21 protein-coding genes, 1 tRNA gene and 1 pseudogene are annotated in these 16655 nt (G+C 66.1%); 6 read left to right on the forward strand and 17 right to left on the reverse strand.

The features are described from left to right. Positions 1 to 413: 413 nt before the first annotated feature. Positions 414 to 1721: a hypothetical protein gene (locus ACFQI8_RS00005; protein WP_390242003.1), complete on the forward strand. Its 1308-nt coding sequence runs from the start codon at positions 414 to 416 to the stop codon at positions 1719 to 1721. Positions 1722 to 1860: 139 nt separating this feature from the next. Here the strand turns inward: ACFQI8_RS00005 and ACFQI8_RS00010 are convergent, their stop codons facing one another. Further along, on the reverse strand, positions 1861 to 2271 hold the full coding sequence (locus ACFQI8_RS00010) for a hypothetical protein (RefSeq protein ID WP_390242004.1): 411 nt from the start codon (positions 2269 to 2271) through the stop codon (positions 1861 to 1863). Positions 2272 to 2287: 16 nt separating this feature from the next. Further along, on the reverse strand, positions 2288 to 2665 hold the full coding sequence (locus tag ACFQI8_RS00015; protein ID WP_390242006.1) for a hypothetical protein: 378 nt from the start codon (positions 2663 to 2665) through the stop codon (positions 2288 to 2290). 265 nt (positions 2666 to 2930) lie between these two features. Between ACFQI8_RS00015 and ACFQI8_RS00020 the strand changes: the two genes are divergently transcribed. After that, a complete protein-coding gene (locus ACFQI8_RS00020; RefSeq protein ID WP_390242007.1) occupies positions 2931 to 4121 on the forward strand; it encodes a redox-regulated ATPase YchF in 1191 nt (396 codons plus the stop codon). A gap of 54 nt (positions 4122 to 4175) precedes the next feature. Continuing rightward, positions 4176 to 4577, forward strand: a complete 402-nt coding sequence (locus tag ACFQI8_RS00025; RefSeq protein WP_390242009.1) for a hypothetical protein — start codon at positions 4176 to 4178, stop codon at positions 4575 to 4577. Between the two features lie 48 nt (positions 4578 to 4625). On the opposite strand, the gene ACFQI8_RS00030 is transcribed toward ACFQI8_RS00025, so the two are convergent. Then, the gene (locus tag ACFQI8_RS00030) at positions 4626 to 5225 is read right to left on the reverse strand and encodes a GNAT family N-acetyltransferase (protein WP_390242010.1); all 600 of its coding nucleotides are present in this window, start codon (positions 5223 to 5225) and stop codon (positions 4626 to 4628) included. 102 nt (positions 5226 to 5327) lie between these two features. Continuing rightward, complete coding sequence (locus tag ACFQI8_RS00035) at positions 5328 to 6641, reverse strand: 5'-deoxyadenosine deaminase (RefSeq protein ID WP_390242011.1); 1314 nt, start codon at positions 6639 to 6641, stop codon at positions 5328 to 5330. 376 nt (positions 6642 to 7017) lie between these two features. Between ACFQI8_RS00035 and ACFQI8_RS00040 the strand changes: the two genes are divergently transcribed. Continuing rightward, positions 7018 to 7737: a helix-turn-helix domain-containing protein gene (locus tag ACFQI8_RS00040; protein WP_390242013.1), complete on the forward strand. Its 720-nt coding sequence runs from the start codon at positions 7018 to 7020 to the stop codon at positions 7735 to 7737. Between the two features lie 165 nt (positions 7738 to 7902). Here ACFQI8_RS00040 and ACFQI8_RS00045 read toward each other — a convergent pair. From ACFQI8_RS00045 to ACFQI8_RS00090, 10 genes are all read right to left on the reverse strand, one after another. Next, a tRNA-Glu gene (locus ACFQI8_RS00045) sits at positions 7903 to 7977 on the reverse strand. A gap of 155 nt (positions 7978 to 8132) precedes the next feature. After that, a complete protein-coding gene (locus tag ACFQI8_RS00050) occupies positions 8133 to 9023 on the reverse strand; it encodes an MOSC domain-containing protein (protein ID WP_390242015.1) in 891 nt (296 codons plus the stop codon). After that, a complete protein-coding gene (gene psmA2 / locus ACFQI8_RS00055; RefSeq protein ID WP_390242017.1) occupies positions 9024 to 9782 on the reverse strand; it encodes a proteasome subunit alpha in 759 nt (252 codons plus the stop codon). It lies immediately after the preceding gene. A 159-nt stretch (positions 9783 to 9941) separates the two neighbouring features. After that, a complete protein-coding gene (locus tag ACFQI8_RS00060) occupies positions 9942 to 10124 on the reverse strand; it encodes an HVO_2922 family protein (RefSeq protein ID WP_004969233.1) in 183 nt (60 codons plus the stop codon). 75 nt (positions 10125 to 10199) lie between these two features. Beyond that, positions 10200 to 11114 carry a DUF8054 domain-containing protein gene (locus ACFQI8_RS00065; RefSeq protein ID WP_390242018.1) on the reverse strand — a complete coding sequence of 305 codons (915 nt, stop codon included), beginning with the start codon at positions 11112 to 11114 and terminating at the stop codon, positions 10200 to 10202. Positions 11115 to 11231: 117 nt separating this feature from the next. Beyond that, complete coding sequence (locus ACFQI8_RS00070) at positions 11232 to 11447, reverse strand: DUF4177 domain-containing protein (RefSeq protein ID WP_390242019.1); 216 nt, start codon at positions 11445 to 11447, stop codon at positions 11232 to 11234. Further along, positions 11440 to 12042 carry a dihydrofolate reductase gene (locus tag ACFQI8_RS00075; RefSeq protein WP_390242020.1) on the reverse strand — a complete coding sequence of 201 codons (603 nt, stop codon included), beginning with the start codon at positions 12040 to 12042 and terminating at the stop codon, positions 11440 to 11442. The genes ACFQI8_RS00070 and ACFQI8_RS00075 overlap by 8 nt, the downstream gene beginning before the upstream one ends. Continuing rightward, positions 12039 to 13037, reverse strand: coding sequence for a thymidylate synthase (gene thyA, locus ACFQI8_RS00080; RefSeq protein ID WP_390242021.1), 999 nt, complete (start codon positions 13035 to 13037; stop codon positions 12039 to 12041). The genes ACFQI8_RS00075 and thyA overlap by 4 nt, the downstream gene beginning before the upstream one ends. An 83-nt stretch (positions 13038 to 13120) precedes the next feature. After that, positions 13121 to 13363: a type II toxin-antitoxin system HicA family toxin gene (locus tag ACFQI8_RS00085; protein ID WP_390242023.1), complete on the reverse strand. Its 243-nt coding sequence runs from the start codon at positions 13361 to 13363 to the stop codon at positions 13121 to 13123. An 83-nt stretch (positions 13364 to 13446) separates the two neighbouring features. Further along, complete coding sequence (locus ACFQI8_RS00090) at positions 13447 to 13671, reverse strand: type II toxin-antitoxin system HicB family antitoxin (RefSeq protein ID WP_390242024.1); 225 nt, start codon at positions 13669 to 13671, stop codon at positions 13447 to 13449. Positions 13672 to 13876: 205 nt separating this feature from the next. On the opposite strand from ACFQI8_RS00090, the gene ACFQI8_RS00095 reads away from it, so the two are divergent. Then, complete coding sequence (locus ACFQI8_RS00095) at positions 13877 to 14455, forward strand: MBL fold metallo-hydrolase (protein ID WP_390242025.1); 579 nt, start codon at positions 13877 to 13879, stop codon at positions 14453 to 14455. Between the two features lie 39 nt (positions 14456 to 14494). On the opposite strand, the gene ACFQI8_RS00100 is transcribed toward ACFQI8_RS00095, so the two are convergent. Continuing rightward, the gene (locus ACFQI8_RS00100) at positions 14495 to 15253 is read right to left on the reverse strand and encodes an SDR family oxidoreductase (protein ID WP_390242027.1); all 759 of its coding nucleotides are present in this window, start codon (positions 15251 to 15253) and stop codon (positions 14495 to 14497) included. Between the two features lie 103 nt (positions 15254 to 15356). Next, positions 15357 to 15647, reverse strand: a complete 291-nt coding sequence (locus ACFQI8_RS00105) for a DUF5827 family protein (RefSeq protein ID WP_390242028.1) — start codon at positions 15645 to 15647, stop codon at positions 15357 to 15359. 179 nt (positions 15648 to 15826) lie between these two features. On the opposite strand from ACFQI8_RS00105, the gene ACFQI8_RS00110 reads away from it, so the two are divergent. Beyond that, complete coding sequence (locus ACFQI8_RS00110; RefSeq protein ID WP_390242029.1) at positions 15827 to 16252, forward strand: DUF7522 family protein; 426 nt, start codon at positions 15827 to 15829, stop codon at positions 16250 to 16252. 113 nt (positions 16253 to 16365) lie between these two features. Here the strand turns inward: ACFQI8_RS00110 and sod are convergent. Then, positions 16366 to 16655: pseudogene (gene sod, locus ACFQI8_RS00115) on the reverse strand (superoxide dismutase [Mn]); the annotation flags it as partial.

Raw genomic sequence — 16655 nt, forward strand, 5'->3', positions numbered from 1 at the left:
TCACCTGCGTTCTGGTCAGTACTGGAGTGAGCGATCCTCTGGGAAATCCAGTTCGCCGCCCCCCACTCATACGAAGCCCACTGGACTACAGTCCAGTGGGCTTTTTTCATTTATGACGAGCGGGAGCGGAGAGCCCGCTCGCACACACAGACACGGAGCGACCGCCTTCCGGTCGCGTCTCTCTCGTCGTTCGAGAGTGGCAACACTCTCGCAGTTGCGGGCCGCCGCCGCTGGCACCCCGAATACGACTGTGAGGGTGTTCCGATGCGACCCAGTCAGTCGTTCGGTGCGAAACTCGGCGAAATCGACAGACGAAGGCCCGATTTCGAACGCGTTGATTGGGGTGAAACTCAGCGAAAACCGGGGTTACGATTCTCCCCCTTTACCGTATCAGGGTTAGAAGGAACGGTTGCATGCGCGGCAGCAAACACCTCACCGTAGTCATGGTCGTTGCGATGCTCGCCGTCGCGATGGTCCCCGGGACCGTCGGTGCCGCGAGCGCCGATGCTCTCCATGTGGGCGTCACGCAGGACGCCGACACGGGCGACGCGACAGTGACCGTGACACGGAACGAGACGGCCGTCGAGAACGCGACGGTCGTCGTCGAATCGAGCGATAACTACGCCGGGAACGGAACGTACGCGACGGGCGCGAACGGCACCATCGACCTCCCCACTCCGCAGGAACGCGTGAACGCGACGTTCACCGTCTCCGAGGGGAACAACACGACTAGCACGTCCGTCGTCCTCGTCCCGCTCGACGAGTCCCTCGACGTCTCGGTCGAGGCCGACGACGCTAACGACACGGTCGTCGCCATCGTCACCCAGTACGGCGAATCCGTCGAGAACGCGTCGGTTCAGGTCAACGGGACCGACTACGCCGGCAATGGAACATACCAGACGGACGCGAACGGAACCGTCGAAGTCACAGAGCCGACGACCACGACGAACCTGACGTTCGTCGCGACCGCCGACGGCCTCACCGCCGAGACGACCGTCGCCGTCGAGGCTGACGACCTCGACGTCTCCGTCTCGCAGGACGGAAACGAGTCGGTCACCATCACCGTGACCGAAGACGGCGAGCCCGTCGAAAACGCGTCGGTCGCGGTCGACGGGAACTACACGGACGCGGGCGAGTACGAGACGGACGAGAACGGTACCGTCGACCTCAGCTCACCGTTGCAGACCGTCACGGTCGACGTGACCGCCGAGTACGACGGTCTCACCGCCGAGACGACCGTCACCCTGCAGGGTGAGGTCGCCGCGGACGACCCGTTCGGACAGCTCGTCAGTAGCTTCGTCGACCGTCTCAAGGACACAGGCAGTGACGGCCCGCTTGGACAGGCCGTCTCCGACTTCGTGACCGAGAACAACCCGGGTAACGCGGACGACAAGCGCCCGGACCACGCCGGTCCGAAGAACAGCGACGACGCTGACGACGAGGAGGACGCTCCCGGGAACTCCGCCAACGCCAAGAACGGCAACGGTGGTGGCCCGCCGGACCACGCTAACAACAATAAGGCGAGCGACGAGGAAGACGGGGAGAGCGACGACGAGGAGACCGAAACCGCGGACGACGCTGACGACTCCGCGGACGACGCTGACGACTCCGCGGACGATGCCGACGACTCCGCGGATGAGTCGGACGACTCCTCGGACGATTCGAACGGGAGCAACGGCAACGGCAACGGCGGTGGCCCGCCGGACCACGCCAACAACTAACGAGTCAGACACGGGTTTCCACGCATCGAGCGTGGGTCTTGGGTTTCAGCCTTCCGCGTCCGGGCGGGTACTGTGGTTCAGAGGCACCCCATTCCACTACGCCCCCGACCGTTTTGTCAGAGCCTGACGGTCGGGATACTCACTCGCCCGACGCGATTTTTTCTATCGAAACGTCACCGAGCGCGCAGACGAGCGCCGGGTCGACGTCGAACCGTCGAACCGCGAGCCGTGCGCCCGCGACCACGAGGTCGTCGTCGACGCGGGCGGGCGCGCCGCTGGGGAACCACGCTGAATCGTCGGACGCGCGGACGCTCGACCGGAGTGACTCGCGGAGGCGGCGGTGAGCGAACAGCGTCGAGACGAACGCCAGCGACGCCGCGAGGGTCACGCCGCCGTCGTCGAACGCGGCGTCGGTCGCTTCCGTTCTGGCCGTTTCGAGCGCGCCGGCGACGGCGAGCGATTGCCTCGCGTGGTCGTCGTCGGTGAGCGCGCGGCTGAGCGCGGCGTCCTGAATCTCTCGAATCGCGGTCTCGGTCGTGGGTTCGGTCATCTGACGCTGAGTCGGGTCACGCCCCGTCGAGTGGCGGCACGCGGAGGGTGTGGTCGACGACGGTCTCGTCCGGTCGGAGCGTCACCGTCCCGAGGAACACCGTTTCGCCCTCGGCGGCGCGGGTTGCGACGGTCTGAAGCGTCTCCCGCTGGTCGAGTTGTTCCCACGTGACGCGTTCGACGAGGCGCTGGAACGCGTCGGGGTCGGTCCACCCCGAGTCGATGTCGGACGGGACGTTGACCACGAACCGGAGCTCGGTCTCGGTGACGTGGATGCCGACGCGGAACGTGTCCGCGTCGGTCGTGTCGTCCGGCGAGGACTCGGCGGCGGCCGCGTCGGCGTTCGCGTTCGACGCGGATGCGGTTTCCCTCGCCGTCTCGTCGCGGTCGGTCATGCCCGGCAGTCGGGGACGTGAAGACAAAGATGCACCGGACGGGGCCGAAGGGACCGCGCCCGGCGCGGAACGACCGTCGGCTCGCGGGTGCGACTCGGCTCTCACCCGCCGCGAACTCGCCGACGGAGTCGCGTCCCCGGCGATCGAACCCGGGAGTCGAGCGCGGGAAACCGGCCTCCTCGACACCGATGGCGTGTGAATTTCACGCATGGCGAGACGAACCTCGAACGGTTATTAGCGTTCGAGACACCAGTCCGACCAACGAATGAGTTACAAGATCGGTCTCGTCGGAAAACCGTCCGTCGGGAAGTCGAGTTTCTTCAACGCGGCGACGATGAACGACGTGCCCGAGGGCGCGTATCCGTTTACGACCATCGACCCCTCCATCGGCGAGGCGTACGTCCGCGTCGAGTGTGCGGCCCCGGAGTTCGACGAGTCGTGTACGCCCTCGGTCGGTTACTGCGACCACGGGATGCGGTTCGTTCCGGTCAAACTCGTCGACGTGGCGGGGCTCATCCCCGGCGCGCACGAGGGCAAGGGCCTCGGGAACCAGTTCCTCACCGACCTCAACGAGGCGGACGTGCTCGTCCACGTCGTCGACTTCTCCGGAGAGACGGACATCGAAGGCGAGGCGACGGAGGGCCACGACCCCCGCGAGGACATCGACTTCCTCGAAAACGAACTGGACATGTGGTACCTCGGCGTCTTAGAGAAGGGTATCGACCGCTACCGCTCGGGCTACCACGGCGAGGACAAGGACATCGAAGTCGACCTCGCGGAGCAGATGTCCGCGTTCAAGACGAACAAAGACGAAATCAAGCAGATAATCCTCTCGCTCGGACTGGAACTCGACCCCGACGAGTGGGACGACGCGGACAAAGAGTCACTCGCCCGCGAGATTCGGAAGCGCACGAAGCCCATCATCATCGCGGCGAACAAGATGGACAAGTCGGTCTCCCAGGAGAACTACGAGGAAATCACGGCGGACCCCGGCTACGAGCACTTGACGTTCGTCCCCACCTCGGCGCACGCCGAAAAGGCGCTGAAGAAGGCCGATGAGGGCGGCGTCGTCGACTACCGCCCCGGCGACGACGACTTCGACATCGTCGGCGACGTGAGCGACGAACAGGAGGCGGGTCTCGAACAGATTCGCGGGTTCGTCACCGAGTTCGGCGGCACGGGCGTCCAGCAATCGCTCGAAAACGCGCTGTTCGACGTGATGGGTGCCATCGCCATTTTCCCCGGGAGCGCGAACGGCAAAAGCGACTCGCAGGGCGTCTTCCGCGACTGCTTTATCCTCCCTGAGGACTCGACGACCGAAGACTTCGCGTACCACCTCCACTCAGACATCGGCGACGGCCTCCTCCACGGCATCGACTGCCACTCGAAGCGGCAAATCGGGTCGGACCACGAGCTCTCGCACCGCGACGTGGTCGAAATCGTCTCGACGAACTGACTCTCACGGACGCCAACCGCAACACCGTTATATCCATGGCTGTAGGACCCGGGTATGGGTGAGGCCGAAACGACGGCCGCGACACTCGACGTCGAGATTGGGGGTCTCGGCGGCGAGGTAACGCTGGCCGACTTGTTCCCGTCGCCGTGGGTCGAGTCACATTGTCAGGCGGCATCGATCAGTGAATTCCTCGAAGAAAGCGGGTTCGCGGTCGCAGATCAGGATTCCTTCGAGTCGATACCGACCCACGAGTGGGACCGGTACGTCGAGTCGAACACCGAGTTCGACGACTGGCAGGCGATGCTCTCCGCCGGCGTCGAGCGCTACGTGCTCGAACAGGCGGGGGCCGGCGGACAGGCGGCCGACGAGGTCGAAGCGGTCGACGAAGCCGATACGACCGACGGAAGCGATTCGGCGGACACCGAGGCGGAAGACTCCCTCGAAGCCGGCGTCTGAACGCGAGCGAGTCGGACGACGAGAACCGACCCGGTTCGGGTGGGACTGTTATGCGCTGTTTTCGACGAGCGCCGCCCCGCGGGCGAGCGCGGCGTCCCACCAGTCACGTTCGCGAGCGTCGGCGACGGACAGCGGTGCGTCGGGGTCGTCTGGTCGGTCGCCGAGGTCGAGACTCCACCACTCCACGTCGTGCCACGCGTCGCGTTTGTAGCCGACGCGCTCGAAGCGGCCGACGCGCTCGAAGCCGAACGACTCGTGGAAGGCGATGCTCGCGGGGTTCGGCGTCGTGATGACGGCGACGGCCGAGACGTAGCCCTGTCGTTCGAGCAGGTCCAAAAGCGCGGTGTAGAGACCGCGGGCGACGCCGCGGCGCTGGAACTTCGGACTGACGTAAATCGATGTCTCGACGGTCCACTGGTAGGCGATGCGGTCTCGTAACGCCCCGGCGTAGGCGTAGCCGGCAATCTCGCCGTCGAGTTCGCAGACGAGCCACGGGTAGTCGGTTTTCTTTTCCAGTTTCGCTTCGAGGTCCGCGACGCTCGGCGGGTCGTAGGCGAACGAAACCGCGGTGTCATCGACGAACGGCGCGTAAATCTCCCGAATCGCGGGGAGGTCGGACGGTGTCGCCGCGCGGAGTCGGACGGTCATGATTCGGGTGGGGTCGCGCGGAGAGAAAGAGGCGACGATGGCGGCGGGCCTCGCGGGTGCGGCCGCTCCTGCCTGCGAGGCGGTCTCGTGAGCGGGATAGGCTCAGTCGCTCGTCGGTGCCGAGTCGAGACCGTCGGCGACCGCCCGCGCCCGCTTTCGGATGTCGTCGGCGTCCGCGCGGACGTGTTCGCCCCCGTCGTAGAGCACGTCGCCGTCGACCATGGTGAACAGTACGTCGTCGCCGTGGGCGGCGAACACGAGATGCGAAAGCGCGTCGTGGAGCGGCGTCGCTCGCGTGCGGTCGGTGTCGATGCCGACGATGTCGGCTTTCCACCCCTCGCGGAGTTCGCCGACGCGGTCGAACCCGGCGGCCTTCGCGCCGTTTCGGGTCGCCATTTCGAAGACGGTCGAAGCGGGCGTGCTCGTGGGGTCGAGCGCGTCGACTTTCTGGAGGAGGCTGGCCTGCCGCATCTCGGTGAAGGGGTCGAGCGTGTTGTTGCACGGCGGGCCGTCGTTGCCGAGCGCGACGTTGATGCCGCGGTCGAGGTAATCGGGAATCGGCGCGATGCCCGACGCGAGTTTCATGTTCGACGACGGGCAGTAGGTGACGTGCGTGCCGGTCTCCGCGAGGACTTCGCGCTCGGAGTCGTCGGTGTGGACGCAGTGTGCGAGGACGACGTCGTCGCCGGTGATGCCGACTTCGTCGAGCCAATGGATGTTGCGCATCCCCGTCTCCGCCTCGACGGTGGCGATTTCGTCGCGGTTCTCGCTGGCGTGGGTGTGGATGCGGACGCCCTCGTGGCGGTCGGCGAGCGCGCGAGCGCCCCGCAGACACGCCTCGGAGCAGGTGACGGCGAACCGCGGCGTGACGGCGTACTGGATGCGGCCGTCGAAGCCATCGTGATAGCGCTCGATGAGGCGCTCGGACTCGGCGAGGCCGGCGTCGGTGTCTTCCTGTAACCCCTCGGGGGCGTTCGTGTCCATGAGCACCTTCCCGATGCGTCCGCGGATACCCATCTCGCCCGCGGCCTCGAACGCCTGCGCGGCGTGTCGGACCGAGAGGTGGTCGACGACCGTCGTCGTCCCGGACTCGATGCATTCGAGGTAGCCGAGCTCGGCGGCGACGCGCATCCCCTCGGCGTCGAGACCGGCCTCCATCGGGAGCACGTGGTCGAACAGCCAATCCAGCAGTTCGGTGTCGTCGGCGATGCCCCTTCCGAGTGACTGCACCGAGTGGACGTGTCCACCGACCAGCCCCGGCGCGACGATGCCGAACTCGCGTCGCTCGTGGTCGGGATACCGCTCCGTGAGCTCCGCGTGCGCTCCGACCGCGACGATGCGGTCGCCGTCGACGACGACGGCACCCTCTTCGATGATGGTGGACGCGTCGGCGACCACCGTTCCCGCGAGTAACATCCTCGTGCGGGTAGACGACCGGGCGTCAAATAGGTGGTGACCCGGCCGCCGTCCGAGGTTGGTTGGTTGGTTGGTTGGGGTGAACGGTTACGGTCGGTGAGATGGGGACCGTCAGAACCGGTCCCCGCGAGCGAGCGCCCCCGAGCCGCACGTACGTGTCCGAATCGACGGGTGGAACCCGCGTCTGCCGTGTCGCACCGGTACCGTTCGCCGCGTTTTTCGCTCTGTGCTAAACTGGCCTCACTATTTCGTTAGCATCTGCCAACTCAGACCGGAGAGGTAGTGATGAAGACGAACATGACCCTGAAGGAACCACGAACACGCCCGGTCTCGGATTAGTACATGCTAAGTCACTCCGCGACAGAACGAAGACCGAATGCGCGAGTTCGAATTCGTCGTTCGCTTTTCGGAGGGAACCGACGAGCTGATGGACCTGTTTTACGAGTACCCGAGTCTGCGCTCTCGCTCGTCGGTCTGTTCGTCCACGGAGGACGTGATGTGGCGGGTCGACCACGTCGTCGGCACGCCGGAGGCGCTGTCGGCGTTCGAGGAGGTGTTTCTCGACGAGACGCGGTGCAACGAGTGCCTCGACGCCCCCGACTGTCACACCCACCGCGACTACCACGTCCTCGACCGCTCGGACCACTCGATGACCGTCTACACCTACCGCGAGGAGGTGAGCAACTGCCACTCGATTCCCCGGTACGTCCTCGAACACGTCGGACCGGGCGTCATCTTCGAGTCGTCCCGCCGCGAGGGCGCGTACCGCTGGCGCATCCTCTACCCCGGCGACCACCCGCTCGGCGAACTGTACGAGACCATCGAGGCGCAACTCAGAGACGGCCTGCAACTGGACGTCGAACATCTCACGAACGCCGGCAACTGGGACGCCGAGGCACGCATCGCGGCCGACCTCTCGGCGGCCCACTGGGAGGCGCTCGAAACCGCCGTCGAACACGGCTACTACGAGCGCCCGCGCACGGTGACCGTCGAGGACCTCAGCGGGGTGCTCGACGTACCGCGTTCGACTGTTCAGTACCGGTTGCGAACCGCCGAAGATATCGTGATGTCGAAACTCGGCGACCCGGAGGCGTAGCCGGCGGAGAGAACGCTCGCTATCGCTCGCGATTCAGGTGTTGAGAGAAGTGCTCCGTCAGGGATTCGAACTCACTCGCAACGCGTTGCTCGCTGCTCGAATCCGTCGTCGCATTTCGGACCCGAACACGCTCGCTGTCGCTCGCGGTTCGGGGATTGGGAGAAGTGCTCCGTCAGGGATTCGAACCCTGGTCATCACCGTGAGAGGGTGATATGATTGGCCGGACTACACCAACAGAGCACGTTGGTACATCCTTTGGTATTGCTCGTGATTGTAAAAGGTTGTCGCTTCAAATCGGGTGTGATACCGACTGCCGTGTTGCGATTAGACGACCCGCTCGCCCTCGCGGTACGACCGACTGCGCGGCGTTCGAACGCGACCCAAAAAGACCCGATTCACTCGGGGATGATGTCGCCGACGGTGACAACGTCGCCGGCTGACAGCGTCTCGCCCCACGACGATTCCGGCACCGCGGTGTTGACCATGAGCCGGAAGTCGTGGTCGAACCAGTCGCCGCCGGACCACTCGGGGAGCGTCTCCCGGCGCTTCGTCATGAACGTCGTCCGGAAGTCGGCCGTCTCCGCGCCCGTGTCGGGGTCGCGGCTCGGGACGACACAGCGCTGGCAGGGGTTGACGCCCTCGAAGGCCGCCTCGCCGACGGTGAACTCGACGACCGTCCCGCGCCGGTCGAACAGGTGGTCCTCCCAGAACGGTTCGGTCGCGTCGAGGACGAGGTTCGGGCGGAGGCGACGGCGCATCTCGTCGGCGTCGACGCCGTCGAACCACGAGGCGACTGCGTCGAGCGTTCCCGTCGAGATGACCGTCGGCCCGCTGGCGTCGGTGTCGTCGGGGTACCCGCCGGCGGGGTCGCGCCGGAGTTCGACCGGGTAGCCGAAGTACGCCGAGAGCCAGTCGTCGGCCTCCGCTATTGGACCGTCGTAATCGGCCATCTCGGGGGCCGAGAGTTCGACCGTGCCGTCGGCGAGCGAGACGGAGCTTCGGATTCGGTGGACCGCCCGCTCGCGCTTGCCGTTGACGTACTCGCCGTCCTCGTCGAAGATGGCGTACTCGCGGTCGCCACGGAGCCCGCCGTTCTCGACGATGTCGGCGGCGTCGACGAACTCGGCGTCGAGCGACTTCACGGGGTAGACCGCGATGCGGTCGAGCGTCACGGCCGCCGCGCCGGCGGTCACGTCCGCGTCCGCGTCCGCACTCGAACCCGCGTCCGCTGTCGTCCCCGCCTCGGTCGTCGGGGCGTTATCGCCGGTCGGACTCCCGTCTGTCATCTACTCCTCGCTTTCGCCCGTCTCGTCCGTCTCGTCGGACTCGTCGTCCGCGGTCGCGTCGGCGAACAGCTCGGCGATGGTCTCCTCGTCGACGATTTCGTAGCCCGCCTCGGAGACGGTGACGAGGTTCAGCTCGTCGCTCTCGATTTCGTCGTCGGCCGCGACGAGCGCCTCGACGGCGAGCGCGAGGCCGTCTTCGAGCGATAGGTCCTCGGCGTACCCGTCTTCGAGCGCGCCCTGTACGTCTTCGCGGTGGCCGCCGATGGCGACCGCCTTCCACTCTTGGGGCGTCCCGGAGGGGTCGGTCGCGAAGAGGCGACCCGAGCCGTTTTCGACGCCGCCGATGAGGAGCGACGCGCCGTACGGGCGGGTGCCGCCGGACTGCGTGCTCTCTTGGATGTTGTCGGTGATGGTCTTCGTGAGCGTCTCGACGCCGATGGGCTCGCCGTAGCGCAGGTGCTCGCGCTGGGCGGTCGTCCGCGCGAAGTCGACGAGTTTTCGGGCGTCGGCGACGTGGCCGGCCGTGGCCGCGCCGAGCGCGTCGTCGAGCTTGTGTAGCTTCTCGATACTCTCGGCTTCCATGAGGTCCGACGGGGTCGACCGGAGAGCCCCCAGAACGACGCCGTCGGCGGTGCGCACGCCGAGGACCGGCGCGCCGCGCTTGACGGCCTCGCGGGCGTACTCGACCTGATAGATGCGTCCGTCGGGGGAGAAAAGCGACGTCCCGCGGTCGTAAGCCTGCTTGTCGTTTCGGTTCATCGTGCGACCTCCTCGCTCGCGTCGGCGACGTTCGTCATTACTCTCCGGTCAGTCCCGGAGGCGGAAAAAGCCTCCACACCCGGCATCGGTGTGGGGTTCGTACCCGAATCGGCGGGCTATCCACCGATTTCCGACGAATCACGGCCTCGAACGGCGAAACTACGCTTCGACCACGTCCGCGTCGGGCGCGTTCCGCTTGACGCTCTCGATGCCTTGCTTCGCCTTCTGTTTCGACGCGTAGCCCTCTCCCGAATCGGCGAGGATGTTCCCGTTGTCGTGGACGAGTCGCCAGCGGTAGTCGTCCGCCGCGTCGACGAACACCTCGAAGTGCGCCTTGCTCATACTGAGAAACTGTTGTCAACAGACAAAAATGTATTCGCCGGCGGAGCGTCGCGGCGGGCGCGTCGGTCCGGTGGTTCAGGCGGCTTCGGGTTCGAGCGCCTCCGCGTCGACTTCCAGCAGTCGCGCCTCGCAGTCGTCACAGCGGACGGCGAACACCTCCCACGACCGGCAACACGACTCGGCGGTCTCCGAGCCGAATCGGACGTCGCCGCCGCAGGTCGGACATCGGTTGAGATAGATGCGGAGCCCCCTCGCCAGCGCGCTCCGCTGTTCGGCGGTCAGGCGGTCCCAGTCGTCGAGCCGACCGTCGAGGGCGGCGTCGGCGGCCGCGTCCGCGACGAGCGCGCCATCCGACTCCCAGGTGCCGAGGGTGGTGCCGTCGACCACCGCCACGAGCCACCGGCTCCGAGCCCGTGATTCCAGCGAGACGTCGGCCTCGTTGACCCCGGTCAAGCGGGCGAGCCACCGTCGAGCGACCGTTTCGTCGGTGCGCGCGATTTCGTCGTTCCACGCCGATTCGAACGCCGATGTCAGGCGGAGGTCGTCGCCGTGCTCGTCCAACTCTAACGCGCCGGCGTCCATCAGGGTCGCCTCCACGTCGAACGCCGCGACCGACGAACCATCGCCGTCTAACTGCCCCGATTCGACTTCGTCATCCGACGATTCTGCGTCTGCGCCGCCCCCGGCGGCCGGCGCGGACGCGGCGGCCCCGACGCGGGTCTGGGTCGGCTCCTTGTCGAACCACCGGAGGACCCGGTCGGGGAGGTACGTCTTCGTGAGCGTCGGCGTGCCGGGAACGAGGTAGCCGCGGAGATAAATCGCGCCCGCGAAGAGGGCGAACGAGACGGGTGCGAGTGGCGGCCACGCGACACCGAGCAACAGACTCAACGCGGCGGCGATGACGACGTTCACGACGGTACACGGCGTACATCGGTTCTCGCCGATGTACTCGGGTTGGCGGAGTCGGTCTGCGAGTGTCGGAGTGGTCATAGCGAGGAAAGCTTCGTTCCCTCTTACGAGGTCGTTCGCGTCAATAAAGCTACTCGTGACGCGTCACGCGAAACACAGGTCGTTCGCGAGCGGCCCCGCGAGGCGACGCCCGGCGTCTCAGCGCGTCGGCCGCTTGAACACGAGCGCCGTCTGCCCGCTGTTCGCGCCGGCACCGCGCGAATCGGAAATCGTGTCCACGAGCTCCCACCCCTCGCCGCCGAGGGAGTTGAGGGCGTCTTCCATCGGCGCGGTGTCGCCGCTGAACAGGCCGCCGTCGGCCGTGCGGACGATTTTGTACTCCCACTCGTCGTCGGGGGTGGTGGAGTCAGTCATCGGGCCCCTCCGGGTCGCACTCGGCTCCCCCGGCCGCGGCGGGGTCCCGGTGTTCCCGGCGCTCGTACGTGACGAACGAGAAGCCGTCTCGGTCGTCGCGGTCGGTCTCGACCCAGTCCTCGCGGTCCCACTCGGGGAACCGCGTGTCGCCCTCGTGGGCCGCGTGGAGTTCGGTGAGAATCAGCCCCGCCGCGCGGTCGAGGAACTGCTCGTAGACGGTCGCGCCGCCGCCGACGTAGACGGTCTCGACGCCCATCTCGTCGGCCGCGGTCTCGGCGGCGGCGACCGCGGAGTCGACCGAATCGACCGCTTCGGCACCCTCGGGGAGGTCGAGGTCGCGGGTCGTCAGCACGACGCTGTGGCGGTCCGGAAGCGGGCCGCCGAGTTGGCGGGCGATGCTCTCGTAGGTCGTCCGCCCCATCACGACCGGGTGACCGGTCGTCGTCCGCTTGAAGTGTTTGAGGTCCTCGGGGAGGTGCCACGGCATGTCGCCGTCGCGGCCGATGACGCGGTTGTCGGCGACGGCGGCGACGAGGACGAACCGGACCGCGGAGTCGACGGCGGGGTCTGCCCCGCTGGCACGGTCGCCGCTCATTCGGCCACCGCGAAGCGAATCCCGTCGGCCGGGTCGTAGCCGCGGAGGACGATGTCCTCGAACGAGAGGGCTTCCAGCGGCACGTCGGCCACGTCGAGCGTGGGTCGCTCGCGGGGCTCGCGAGAGGCCTGCAAGAGCAGTCCGGGAACGTGGTCGTAGTCCTCCTCGCCCTCGTCCTCCTCGGGTGCCGCGTCGAGGAGCCACTCGCGCACGTCGAGGTATTCTTCGGGCGACGCCACGTCGGCGAGGCGGGACTGGAGTTCGTCGAGGTGGTCGCCGTACCACGCGCCGCGCTCGCCGGTGCCGCAGTAGACGTGGGCGTCGACGATGGTGTGGGCGAACGACCCGAGTTCGAAGCCGGCGCGCTGGGCGACGACCTGCGCGAGGATGGCGTACGCCGCGAGGTTGAACGGGACGCCGAGCGCGATGTCGCCGGAGCGCTGGGTCAGATGCAGGTTGAGTTCGTCGCCCTGCACGTTGAAGACGAACGTGTAGTGACACGGCGGGAGCGTCGAGACGGCCGCGTTGGCGGGGTGCCACGCGTTGATGACCATCCGGCGGGAGTTCGGGTTCTCTTCGAGCGTGTCGAGGACGTACGCGAGCTGGTCGAACGTCCCCTCGTCGTTCATCCAGCGGTGGTCGTCGTCGGGCCACGCCTCGCCCGAAAGCCCCTCTTCGGGAACCGGATAGCGCCGCCAGAACCGACCGTAAGCCGTGTCGAGGTGGCCCTCCTCGTCGGCCCACGCGTCCCAGATGCCCGTCTCCTCGCGGAGGGTGCGGATGTGCTCCTCGCCGGAGAGGTACCACAGCAGTTCGTGGATAAGCGAGTTCCAGCGGAACCCCGAGAGGTCCTTGGTCGTCAGAAGCGGGAAGCCCTCCTGTAGGTCGACGGTGTAGTGCTTCGAGAAGCCCGAGATGGTGTCGACGCCCGTCCGATTGGGTTTGTGTCGCCCGGTGCCGAGAACGTCTGTCACGAGGTCGAGATATTGGCGCATGAGAGGTGCCCTGGTTAGGTGTTGGTCATCGTTAGTCCCGTAAAACATACCCTATTTCGGCAGTTACGTTTGCAACGAGTAGACTACGAAAGTTCGTCAATCCACTCACAGAACCTGTCGAAATCTTTTGCACCTGCCTGCTCTGCAATTTTTCGCAGGGTTCCCGGTGCAAGCTCTTCGTGCATCGGAACGGTGACCCGACGCGTTTCACCATCTGGATGTTCGTACACAAGACGGACGTGGCTTCCGGTTCGTCCAGCAGGACGATAGCGCATTTTCCGGAGGGCCTTGACGACTTCTCGGCCGCTATAGGTCCGTCGTGACACGGTAGTCAGTCAGACGATATCAGAGTTAAAAATACACCTGATGTCAACAGCCGTAATTGTGTTTTGCGTGCGCGTCTCAAAGTTCAAAACCAAGGGGCGTCAGGTGTCTCAATTGAGCCTTTGTCAGCATCAGCTGGGAGGGGTAACTCGTGAAGCTCTATCGCCTCTGCGAGCATTGCGAGTGCTTCATGTCGAGTCTTCCCTTGACTGGCCACGCCCGTAGCCTCGTCTGTTGCGACAAACCAGTCACCCTCTTTGACGATTGTAACTGTATCTTTGGGTGTATCTGGGGTACGGGCCTCGCTCATACAAATACAGTTGTAGGGTGCGGGTATAGATTTTCGGGAACTTCATTTGTTTCCCTTTTGACCAACCCGGACGAGACATGGCCATTGCCAATACAGCTAATGTTTATGTTCTTCAGGCAGTACACCAACTGTGAAAGTTGTTCGAGTCTAAACGTGTTTCCCTGCACCCACAACACCGAATACCCCGCTTTTCGTATCCTCGCCCATGATTCGCAACCTCGCGCAGGGAATCCGTGCCTTCACGAGCAACGTCTTTCTCGTCGACGGTGAGACCACCGCGCTCGTGGACGCCGGGGCGAACTTCGACGTGGTGCCGAAAGTCCGCGAGACTACCGACTCGCTCGACGCGGTGTACCTCACCCACACCCACCCGGACCACATCGAAAACGTCGACGCCGTTCGCGGGGCGTTCGACGTGCAGACGTGGGGCTACGACACCGGCAACCTCGCCGTGGATAGGCGCATCGACGACGGCGAACGCGTCCAAATCGGCGACGACGTGTTCGAGGCGGTCCACACGCCGGGCCACAAGGACGACCACCTGTGTTTTTTCTCCCGCGAGTCGGGCGTCTGCTTCGCGGGCGACCTCGTCTTCGCGAACGGCGGCTTCGGCCGGACCGACCTCCCCGAGGGCGACCGCGGCGCGCTCGTCGAGAGCATCGACCGCCTGCGCGAGGTCGTCGGCGACGACCTGACCGAACTCCACGCCGGCCACGGCCCGAGCGTCACGACTCGCCCGAGCGAGGACCTCGAACTCGCGGCGAAGGCGGCGCGGACGAGGTGAGTCGCCGCGTCGACTTTACCGACGCCCCGAGGTCCCGGTTCAGCGACTCGTGTAGCCGCCGTCGACGGTGAGCGCCTCGCCTGTGGTGAACGACGCACCGTCCGAACAGAGCCAGACGACCGCGGAGGCGATTTCGTCCACGTCGCCGAGGCGGTTCATCGGGTGGAGCGATTCGATTCCCTTCCGGGCTTCGGGGTCGTCGAGGCCGCCCTCGCCGAGTAGCGGCGTGTCGACGAAGCCCGGACACACCGCGTTGACGCGGACGCCCTGTTCGGCGTACTCGATGGCCGCGGTCTTCGTCAGCCCGAGGACGCCGTGTTTCGCGGCGACGTAGTGGCTCGCGTTCGCGAAACCGACTTTCCCGAGAATCGACGCCATGTTGACGACGACGCCGCCGTCGCCGTCGAGCATCGCTGGAATCTCGTGTCGCATCGACCGCCAGACGCCGTTGAGGTTCACGTCGACGACCCGTTGCCACTCGTCGGCCGAGAGGTCCGCGGTCGGTTTCTGCGCGCCGCCGATGCCCGCGTTGTTGCAGGCGAAGTCGAGTCGGCCGTACTCGGAGACCGCCGTCTCGACCATCGCGGCGACGGCGTCGCCGTCCGTCACGTCCGTCTCGACGAACGTCGCCGTCCCGCCGGCCGCCTCGATGCGCGCGACGGTCTCCTCGCCGCCCTCGACGTCCACGTCGGAGACGACGACGCGCGCGCCCTCCGCGGCGAACGCCTCCGCAGTCGCGCGACCGATTCCCGAACCAGCGCCAGTTACGACCGCGACTTCGGTGTCGAATTGAGCCATCGTACGAGAGAGAAAACAACGACCTGACAGATAACCGTTTGTGCGAGTCTCACGTCGGAAGAACTCGCGGATGCCGAACCGCGCGACGGGGGCGAGACGGGCGTTACGCTTCGTCTGCTTCGGGGACGGCGTCGGGGTGGAGGCCGAAGTAGCCCGGTTCGTCGTTCCGGGGGTCGTTGATGACGAAATCCTCCTGATTGGCGACGATCCACGGAATCGTCCACTGGATGATGCGGTCTTCGGTCTCCTCGCTGAGGTCGTCTTGCGGCGACAGCCCCTGCATCAGGCGGGCGATTTCCCCGACGGTGTACATGTAGTCGGGGTCGAGGATGTCGGCGGGTTCGTACAGGAGATACCCGTAGAGGGTGTCGAAATCGTCTTTCGGCTTGGGCATGGCATAGGCTTCTCGGCCGACGGGCAAAACCCCGACGACCGCGGGCGGCGAGCGACGGGGACGGGGACGACGAGGACGAGGACGAGGGCACTGCGGCTGACGAGCGGTCCCATAGTCCCCGCACGGGTCTCGACGGTCCTATAAGTAGGCTTATCAGCCGCGGCGCGAGACCCGAAACGATGAGCGACGCCGCCGCACGACTCGTCGAGGCCTTCCGTAGCTTCGGTGGGGACGACGTCCGAGACCTCTGGGTCTTCGACCACCACGGCTACGAGCACCTCTATCTCAGGGAGGACGTGTCCGACGCGCTCGAATGTCTCGATGTCTCTCGATTCATCGACAACGAGCGGTTCGGGTACGTCACGAGAGACACCTACGAGACGCTGTACTACGCGGACTACGGCTACACCGTCCGCGGGTTCGACGCGTTCGAGCAGTTTCGGACGTTCGTCGGCGACCGCCCCACCGGCGTCCTCGCCGGCTTCGACCGCGGGACCGACGGCCGCGACTTCGCCGCACTGCACGACCGGATCTGCGCGTTGAACGAGGAGTTCGGCGGGACGGAACTGTTCTCCGACCCGACCGCCCGCGACCGTCGGCCCTGAGCGGCGGCCCGACCCCGCGGCAGACGACTCGCTCTCGGTTCGCTTCGATTCGACGCGAACAGCGCCGCCGCTGGCGACGTCGCGTCCGAAAGAAAAGTCGGGATGTATCGGGTTTACTCGAAGAGTTCGACGGCCTGGTCGTAGCGGGCCGACGGTTCGTCCCAGTCGACGACCTCGAAGAACGCGGAGACGAAGTCGCCGCGGGCCGGGCCGTAGTCGTGGTAGTACGAGTGTTCCCAGACGTCCAGCGCGAGAATCGGGTGGGAGCCCCAGAGTGCGCCCTGGTCGTGCTTGTCGACGACGACGTTCCGAAGCTGGTTCGAGAACGAGTCGTACACCAAGAGCGCCCAGCCGCCGGCCGCGCCGGCCGCCGCTTCGAATTCACCTTTCCACGCCTCGTAGG

The sequence above is a fragment of the Haloferax chudinovii genome (assembly GCF_042663345.1).
Classification (GTDB): domain Archaea; phylum Halobacteriota; class Halobacteria; order Halobacteriales; family Haloferacaceae; genus Haloferax; species Haloferax chudinovii.

What these genes read in the sequence shown, in the direction of transcription:
- ACFQI8_RS00005 (WP_390242003.1), top strand. Translation starts at nt 414, where the DNA reads ATGCGCGGCAGCAAACACCTCACCGTAGTCATGGTCGTTGCGATGCTC.
- ACFQI8_RS00010 (WP_390242004.1), bottom strand. Translation starts at nt 2,271, where the DNA reads ATGACCGAACCCACGACCGAGACCGCGATTCGAGAGATTCAGGACGCC.
- ACFQI8_RS00015 (WP_390242006.1), bottom strand. Translation starts at nt 2,665, where the DNA reads ATGACCGACCGCGACGAGACGGCGAGGGAAACCGCATCCGCGTCGAAC.
- ACFQI8_RS00020 (WP_390242007.1), top strand. Translation starts at nt 2,931, where the DNA reads ATGAGTTACAAGATCGGTCTCGTCGGAAAACCGTCCGTCGGGAAGTCG.
- ACFQI8_RS00025 (WP_390242009.1), top strand. Translation starts at nt 4,176, where the DNA reads ATGGGTGAGGCCGAAACGACGGCCGCGACACTCGACGTCGAGATTGGG.
- ACFQI8_RS00030 (WP_390242010.1), bottom strand. Translation starts at nt 5,225, where the DNA reads ATGACCGTCCGACTCCGCGCGGCGACACCGTCCGACCTCCCCGCGATT.
- ACFQI8_RS00035 (WP_390242011.1), bottom strand. Translation starts at nt 6,641, where the DNA reads ATGTTACTCGCGGGAACGGTGGTCGCCGACGCGTCCACCATCATCGAA.
- ACFQI8_RS00040 (WP_390242013.1), top strand. Translation starts at nt 7,018, where the DNA reads ATGCGCGAGTTCGAATTCGTCGTTCGCTTTTCGGAGGGAACCGACGAG.
- ACFQI8_RS00050 (WP_390242015.1), bottom strand. Translation starts at nt 9,023, where the DNA reads ATGACAGACGGGAGTCCGACCGGCGATAACGCCCCGACGACCGAGGCG.
- psmA2 (WP_390242017.1), bottom strand. Translation starts at nt 9,782, where the DNA reads ATGAACCGAAACGACAAGCAGGCTTACGACCGCGGGACGTCGCTTTTC.
- ACFQI8_RS00060 (WP_004969233.1), bottom strand. Translation starts at nt 10,124, where the DNA reads ATGAGCAAGGCGCACTTCGAGGTGTTCGTCGACGCGGCGGACGACTAC.
- ACFQI8_RS00065 (WP_390242018.1), bottom strand. Translation starts at nt 11,114, where the DNA reads ATGACCACTCCGACACTCGCAGACCGACTCCGCCAACCCGAGTACATC.
- ACFQI8_RS00070 (WP_390242019.1), bottom strand. Translation starts at nt 11,447, where the DNA reads ATGACTGACTCCACCACCCCCGACGACGAGTGGGAGTACAAAATCGTC.
- ACFQI8_RS00075 (WP_390242020.1), bottom strand. Translation starts at nt 12,042, where the DNA reads ATGAGCGGCGACCGTGCCAGCGGGGCAGACCCCGCCGTCGACTCCGCG.
- thyA (WP_390242021.1), bottom strand. Translation starts at nt 13,037, where the DNA reads ATGCGCCAATATCTCGACCTCGTGACAGACGTTCTCGGCACCGGGCGA.
- ACFQI8_RS00090 (WP_390242024.1), bottom strand. Translation starts at nt 13,671, where the DNA reads ATGAGCGAGGCCCGTACCCCAGATACACCCAAAGATACAGTTACAATC.
- ACFQI8_RS00095 (WP_390242025.1), top strand. Translation starts at nt 13,877, where the DNA reads ATGATTCGCAACCTCGCGCAGGGAATCCGTGCCTTCACGAGCAACGTC.
- ACFQI8_RS00100 (WP_390242027.1), bottom strand. Translation starts at nt 15,253, where the DNA reads ATGGCTCAATTCGACACCGAAGTCGCGGTCGTAACTGGCGCTGGTTCG.
- ACFQI8_RS00105 (WP_390242028.1), bottom strand. Translation starts at nt 15,647, where the DNA reads ATGCCCAAGCCGAAAGACGATTTCGACACCCTCTACGGGTATCTCCTG.
- ACFQI8_RS00110 (WP_390242029.1), top strand. Translation starts at nt 15,827, where the DNA reads ATGAGCGACGCCGCCGCACGACTCGTCGAGGCCTTCCGTAGCTTCGGT.